Genomic DNA, 7299 nt, shown 5'->3' on the forward strand with positions numbered 1-7299 from the left:
GGCAGGGCGCTCGATGGAGGCGCCGCTTGCCCCCACCCCAGCCCTCCCCCAGCGGGGGAGGGAGTCAAACCAATACTGGGGGGCGATGGGCGGCCCAGCCGCATGCCTGGTCGTACGCATGCCCAAGCCGCAGCACATCGAGGTCCGCATGGATAGGCCCCGCCAGCTGCAGCCCTATCGGCAGCCCGCCTTCGCCGAAGCCGGCGCGCACATTCAGGGTCGGCAGCCCGGCCAGGGTGAAAGGCGTGACGATCTCCATCCAGCGGTGGTACGTGTCGCTCGCCACGCCAGCGACTTCCTTCGGCCAGTGCATTTCCGCGTCGAACGGAAACACCTGCGCGGTCGGCGCCAGCACGAAGTCGAAGCGTTCGAACAGCTTCAGGAACGCGCGATACACGTTCGACCGGTACACCGAGGCCTGGTAGAGCGAGGCCGCATCCAGGTGACGGCTCTGCTCGATCTCCCATTGCGCCTCCGGCTTGAGCTGCGCGAACAGCTTCGGATCGCTCAGGTAGGCGCCCAGCTTGCCGCCCACCAGCAACTGCCGCAGGCGCAGCCAGGCGCTCCAGTTGTGCTCGCGCGGCACGTCGAGCGTGCAGGGTTCGACCTCGCAGCCGATGTCGCGGAAGGTGCCGAGCGCTTTCTCGCCCAACTCGCGGATGCCCGGCTCCAGCGGCAGGTCGGGCCAGATGCTGCCCAGCCAGCCGATGCGCAGGCCTTTGCCGTCGCCTTCGAGTTGCAGTTCGTCGGGCGAGGGCAGGGCATGAGGCGACGACAGCGGCACGCGAGCGTCGAAGCCGGCCTGCACGGCCAGCAGCCGCGCGGCGTCTTCCACGGTGCGCGCCATCGGGCCTTCGCAGCCCAGCTGCTGGAAGAACAGTTCCTCGTCGGGGTTGCCCGGCACGCGTCCGCGCGAGGGGCGCATGCCGATCACGTTGTTGAAGGCGGCAGGGTTGCGCAGCGAACCCATCATGTCGCTGCCGTCCGCCACGGGCAGCATGCCCAGGGCCAGCGCCACCGCGGCACCGCCGCTGCTGCCGCCCGCGCTGCGATCGGGCGCGTAGGCATTGCGGGTGATGCCGAACACGGTGTTGTAGGTGTGCGAGCCGAGCCCGAACTCGGGCGTGTTGGTCTTGCCGATGACCACGGCGCCGGCCGCCCTGGCGCGTGCCACGTGCAGGCTGTCGGCCCGCGCGGCGGAGCGCGGCGACAGCGGCGAGCCCATGGAGGTCGGCAGGCCGGCGGCGTGGCTCAGGTCCTTCACCGCCAGCGGAAAGCCGTGCATCCAGCCGCGGCGCTCGCCGCGCGCCAGCTCGGCGTCGCGCTCGTCGGCCTCGGCCAGCACCTGCTGCGGATCGCGCGGCGACACGATGGCGTTGAAGCGCGGGTTCAGCGCTTCGATGCGGGCCAGCGAGGCCTGCATCAGCTCGCGGCAGGACACGTCGCGCGCGGCGATGCGGCGGGAGAGTTCGGTGGCGCTGAGGTCGAGCAGGTCGGCTGAAGACATGGCGGATGAGGGAAAAAGAGGGGGAGCCCAGTATGGCTCGGCGCTCGCATAATCGCCGCGTATGGAAACAAAGTGGCTCGAAGACTTCATCAGCCTTGCGGAAACGCGCAGCTTCAGCCGCTCGGCCCAATTGAGGCACGTGACGCAGCCGGCGTTCTCCCGCCGCATCCAGGCGCTCGAAGGCTGGGCCGGCACCGACCTGGTGGACCGCAGTTCGTACCCCACGCGGCTCACGCCAGCGGGCCAGACGCTCTACAGCCAGGCCATCGAGATGCTGCAGTCGCTGCAGAGCACCCGGGCCATGCTGCGCGGGCACTCGGCCGCCGGGCAGGACGTGATCGAAATTGCCGTGCCGCACACGCTGGCCTTCACCTTCTTTCCCTCGTGGGTGACCAGCCTCAGGGAGCATTTCGGGCCCATCAAGAGCCGCCTGATCGCGCTCAACGTGCATGACGCGGTGCTGCGGCTGGTCGAAGGCAGCTGCGACCTGCTGATCGCCTACCACCACCCCTCGCAGCCGCTGCAGCTCGACGCCAACAAGTACGAGATGGTCAGCCTCGGCGAGGAAACCGTCGCCCCCTGGGTCAAGGCCGATGCCGAGGGCGCGCCGCGCTACCGCCTGCCGGGCCGGCCCGGCCAGCCGCTGCCCTATCTGGGCTATGCGCCGGGCGCCTACCTGGGGCGCGTGGTCGACCAGTTGCTGAAGGAATCGGGCACCGCCATCCACCTCGACCGGGTCTATGAAACCGACATGGCCGAGGGCCTGAAGGTGATGGCGCTCGAAGGGCACGGTATCGCCTTCCTGCCGCAGAGCGCGGTGCGCAAGGAGATCAAGGCGCGCAAGCTCGTGAGCGCGCTGCCGCCCGAGATCGACAGCCTGGAGGCGACGATGGAGATCCGCGCCTACCGCGAGCGGCCCGGCATGGCGGCCCCGCTCAGGGCCGGTGGCGGCCGCACTGCGAAGGCTTCGACCTCCGAGGGCTTGCAGCCCAAACGCACTGCCGATGCGTTATGGTCTTACCTGGTCGGCACGCAGCCCCAGCGTCAATGACCGGATTTTGTGCAACGCACAATCTATAAATGCCACGCATAGGACCCCCCGCAAACGGCATTGGCGCCCTTGAACCGGCGCCACTACAGTCGCGGCAGTTTTTTTGCCGTTGCAAGCAGCACAGCCCGGCACGCGCCTTGCGCGTGCTTTTTTTTAAGCCGAGGAACCAGCATGAGCTCCAATTTCAGGACTGAACACGACTTCCTCGGCGACAAGCAGATCCCCGCCGTCGCCTACTGGGGCGTGCACACGGCCCGCGCGGTCGAGAACTTCCCCATCTCCGGCACCCGCATCTCGGCCATGCCCGACCTGGTGCGTGCGCTGGCCTACGTGAAGAAGGCCGCCACGCGCGCCAACGCCGACTTGGGCGCCATCGACCGCGACCGCGCGGCGGCCATCATCCTGGCCTGCGAGGACATCGTCGACGGCAAGCTGCTCGACGAGTTCGTGGTCGACGTGATCCAGGGCGGCGCCGGCACCTCGACCAACATGAACGCCAACGAGGTCATCTGCAACCTCGCGCTCGAGAAGCTGGGCCACGAGAAGGCGCGCTACGACGTGCTGCATCCCAACGACCACGTCAACGCCTCGCAGAGCACCAACGACGTGTACCCCACGGCCGTGCGCCTGGCGCTGTGGTTCGCCATCGACCGGCTGCTCGAATCGATGGCGTCGCTGCGCCGCAGCTTCGAGGCCAAGGCGCTCGAATTCAAGGACATCCTCAAGATCGGCCGCACGCAGCTGCAAGATGCCGTGCCGATGACGCTGGGCCAGGAGTTCCTGACCTACGCGATCATGATTGGGGAAGACGAGGCCCGCCTGGGCGAGGCGCGCGCGCTCATCGAGGAAATCAACCTCGGCGCGACTGCCATCGGCACCGGCATCAACGCGCCGCACGGCTATGCCAACCTGGCCTGCCAGTACCTCGCCGAGCAGACCGGCGTGCCGCTGAAGCAGGCCGCCAATCTCATCGAGGCCACGCAGGACACGGGGGCCTTCGTGCAGCTGTCGGGCGTGCTCAAGCGCGTGGCGACCAAGCTCAGCAAGACCTGCAACGACCTGCGCCTGCTGTCCAGCGGCCCGCAGGCCGGCTTCGGCGAGATCCGGCTGCCGGCGCGGCAGGCGGGCTCGTCGATCATGCCGGGCAAGGTCAACCCCGTGATTCCCGAGGTGATGAACCAGGTGGCCTTCGAGGTCATCGGCAACGACGTCACAGTCACGATGGCGTCCGAGGCCGGCCAGCTGCAGCTCAACGCCTTCGAACCGATCATGGGCTGGAGCCTGTTCAAGAGCATCCAGCACCTGAGCCGGGCCTGCAACACGCTGGAGAAGAACTGCGTCGTCGGCATCGAGGCCAACCGCGAGTTCCTCGCCAAGCGGGTGCGCGAATCGGTCACGCTGGTCACGGCGCTCAACCCGCTCATCGGCTACGAGAAGGCCGCGCTCATCGCCAAGACCGCGCTCGCCACGGGCGGGCCGATCGACGTGGTGGCCGAGTCGCTGGGCATCATGACGCGCGCCGAGATGGACGCGCTGCTGGTGCCCGAGAACCTGACGCAGCCGGTGCGCCTGTCGGCCGCGCCAGTTCCACCGGCCGCCGAGCCTTCGGGCACAAAGGCTGCTTAGTGAAAGTCGGACAATGCCAGGAGGCAGGATCGCACCAGGCTGGCGCTGCAATGCGCATGGCCGGTGCAGCGTGGGTGTGAATGCACCGGGTTGGTCCGGGTATCACGCAAAATGTGAATGTCTAGAATTTAGTTGTATCTGTTTCAGTCACCCTCAGGAGTTTTCTGTATGAAAAAACAAGCAATGGCATTGGCAATCGCGGCGCTCGCCACCAGCGGCGTCTTCGCTCAGGCCAATGACACCCTGGCCAAGATCAAGGCTTCGGGCACCATCACCGAAGGCGTGCGTGAATCCTCGGGCCTGTCGTACACGCTGGGCAACGGCCAATACACCGGCTTCCACTACGACGTCTGCGCCAACATCATCAAGGACCTCGAGAAGGCCGTCGGCAAGAAGCTCGAAGTCAAGTACCAGCCCGTGACCTCGCAGAACCGCATTCCCCTGGTGCAGAACGGCACCGTGGACATCGAGTGCGGCTCCACCACCAACAACGCCACCCGCCAGAAGGACGTGGCCTTCGGCGTGACCACCTACGTCGAAGAAACCAAGATCGTCGTCAAGGCCAACTCGGGCATCCACTCGCTGGCCGACCTGAAGGACAAGACGGTTGCCACCACCACCGGCACCACGCCGCTGCAGACCGTGCGCAAGCAGAAGCGCGCCGAGAACCTGACCTTCAAGGAGGTCTACGGCAAGGACCACTCCGACAGCTTCCTGCTGCTCGAAACCGGCCGTGCCGACGCCTTCGTGATGGACGGCTCGATCCTGGCTGCCCTGGCCGCCAAGTCGAAGTCGCCGAAGGACTACAAGATCCTGCCTGACGTGCTGGCCGTCGAACCCATCGGCATCATGATCCGCAAGGACGACCCGGCCTTCAAGAAGGCCGTGGACGACAGCATCAAGGCACAGGCCAAGTCGGGCGAGCTCGCCAAGCTGTACGACAAGTGGTTCCTGAAGCCGATCCCGCCGGCTGGCGTGACCATCGGCCTGCCGCTGGGCGAAGCCACCAAGAACGCCTGGGCCAACCCGAACGACAAGCCGGCCGAAGAGTACGTCACGAAGGAATAAGCGCGCGTCGCAGCGTGATGACGCCCACCTTTCGCGGTGGGCGTTTCTTTTCAAGGGACTGGTTTTCGAAGAGACGGTGAAGAAGGAGTAAATACAAATGGGCAACTGGGATTGGCAGGTGTTCCTGCAAGACCCCGGGGGGGAATATCCGAGCTACCTGCAATGGATGCTCTCGGCGTGGGGCTGGACGGTGTCGGTCGCGCTGCTGGCGCTGATCGTGGCACTGGTGCTGGGCTCGCTGATCGGCATCATCCGCACGCTGCCTGACAGCCCGTGGCTGGTGCGGCTGGGCAATGCGTGGGTGGAGCTGTTCCGCAACATCCCGCTGCTGGTGCAGATCTTCCTCTGGTACCACGTGATCCCGGCGCTGATCCCGGTGATGAAGGGCGTGCCCAGCTTCATCCTCGTGGTGCTGGCGCTGGGCTTCTTCACCTCGGCGCGCATCGCCGAGCAGGTGCGCTCGGGCATCCAGGCGCTGCCCAAGGGCCAGCGCTACGCGGGCATGGCGGTGGGCTTCACCACCGCGCAGTACTACCGCTACGTGATCCTGCCGATGGCCTACCGCATCATCATCCCGCCGCTCACGAGCGAGACGATGAACATCTTCAAGAACTCGTCCGTCGCGTTCGCCGTGTCGGTCGCCGAGCTCACCATGTTCGCGATGCAGGCGCAGGAAGAAACCTCGCGCGGCATCGAGGTCTACCTCGCGGTGACGGCGTGCTACGTGGTGTCGGCCCTGGTCATCAACCGGCTCATGGCATTCATCGAGAAGAAGACCCGCGTGCCGGGCTTCATCGTCTCGGCCAGCAGCGGCGGCGGAGGACATTGACATGATGAATCTCGACCTGTCGTTCTACAACTGGGACGTCATCAGCAACTTCGTCGTCAAGGGCTTCTACTTCAGCATCATGCTGACGATCGTGGCCACCATCGGCGGCGTGATCTTCGGCACCCTGCTGGCGCTCATGCGGCTGTCGGGCAAGAAATGGCTCGACGCGCCCGCGGCGCTGTACGTCAACGGCATGCGAAGCATCCCGCTGGTGATGGTGATCCTGTGGTTCTTCCTGCTCGTGCCGGCGTCGTTCTATTCGCTATTCGGTTCGGTCGGTTCCAACTACCGCTCCGAAATCTCGGCCGTGATCACCTTCGTCGCGTTCGAGGCCGCGTACTTCAGCGAGATCATGCGCGCGGGCATCCAGTCGATCCCGCGCGGCCAGGTGAACGCGGGCCAGGCGGTGGGCATGACCTACGGCCAGAACATGCGTCTCGTGGTGCTGCCGCAGGCCTTCCGCAACATGCTGCCGGTGCTGCTCACGCAGACCATCATCCTGTTCCAGGACACCTCGCTGGTCTACGCCATCGGCGCCTACGACATGCTCAAGGGCTTCGAGACCGCGGGCAAGAACTTCGGCCGTCCGATCGAGGCGTACCTGCTCGCGGCCGTCGTGTACTTCGTCATGTGCTATGCCCTGTCTTGGCTGGTGAAACGCCTGCACAAGAAGATCGCCATCATTCGCTGACCGAGTGGCTGAACCGGAGAGAAAGAAATGTCCGAAAAAATGATTGAAATCAAGAACGTATCGAAGTGGTATGGCCCGGTGCAGGTGCTCAACGACTGCAACGTGAGCATCTCCAAGGGCGACGTGGTGGTGGTGTGCGGGCCCTCGGGCTCGGGCAAGTCCACCCTCATCAAGACCGTGAACGCGCTCGAGCCCTTCCAGAAGGGCGAGATCACCGTCAACGGCATCCCGCTGCACGACCCCAAGACCAACCTGCCCAAGCTGCGCTCCAAGGTCGGCATGGTGTTCCAGCACTTCGAGCTGTTCCCACACCTGTCGGTGACCGAGAACCTCACGATCGCGCAGATCAAGGTGCTGGGCCGCACGCCCGACGAAGCCAAGACCCGGGGCCTGAAGATGCTCGACCGCGTGGGCCTGATGGCGCACAAGGACAAGTTCCCGGGCCAGCTGTCGGGCGGCCAGCAGCAGCGCGTGGCGATCGCCCGTGCGCTGTCGATGGACCCGATCGTGATGCTGTTCGACGAACC

At 65.8% G+C, this 7299-nt stretch carries 7 protein-coding genes; 6 read left to right on the top strand and 1 reads right to left on the bottom strand.

Annotated elements, in window-relative coordinates; genetic code table 11:
- Positions 1–64: 64 nt before the first annotated feature.
- The gene (locus PMI12_RS25325; protein ID WP_007838231.1) at positions 65–1507 is read right to left on the bottom strand and encodes an amidase; all 1443 of its coding nucleotides are present in this window, start codon (positions 1505–1507) and stop codon (positions 65–67) included.
- Positions 1508–1568: 61 nt separating this feature from the next.
- Between PMI12_RS25325 and PMI12_RS25330 the strand changes: the two genes are divergently transcribed.
- From PMI12_RS25330 to PMI12_RS25355, 6 genes are all read left to right on the top strand, one after another.
- A complete protein-coding gene (locus tag PMI12_RS25330) occupies positions 1569–2558 on the top strand; it encodes a LysR substrate-binding domain-containing protein (RefSeq protein ID WP_007838238.1) in 990 nt (329 codons plus the stop codon).
- A gap of 171 nt (positions 2559–2729) precedes the next feature.
- Complete coding sequence (locus PMI12_RS25335) at positions 2730–4184, top strand: aspartate ammonia-lyase (protein WP_007838240.1); 1455 nt, start codon at positions 2730–2732, stop codon at positions 4182–4184.
- A 168-nt stretch (positions 4185–4352) separates the two neighbouring features.
- Positions 4353–5252 (top strand): amino acid ABC transporter substrate-binding protein, encoded by a 900-nt coding sequence (locus PMI12_RS25340; protein ID WP_007838242.1) that lies wholly within the window; start codon positions 4353–4355, stop codon positions 5250–5252.
- 97 nt (positions 5253–5349) lie between these two features.
- Entirely contained in the window at positions 5350–6081 is a 732-nt protein-coding gene (locus tag PMI12_RS25345) for an amino acid ABC transporter permease (RefSeq protein WP_007838244.1), read from the top strand.
- 1 nt (position 6082) lies between these two features.
- A complete protein-coding gene (locus tag PMI12_RS25350; protein ID WP_007838246.1) occupies positions 6083–6772 on the top strand; it encodes an amino acid ABC transporter permease in 690 nt (229 codons plus the stop codon).
- Positions 6773–6811: 39 nt separating this feature from the next.
- On the top strand, positions 6812–7299 hold a 488-nt coding region (locus PMI12_RS25355), incomplete at its 3' end, for an amino acid ABC transporter ATP-binding protein (protein WP_042674320.1).

It is taken from the genome of Variovorax sp. CF313 (assembly GCF_000282635.1).
Lineage (GTDB): Bacteria > Pseudomonadota > Gammaproteobacteria > Burkholderiales > Burkholderiaceae_C > Variovorax.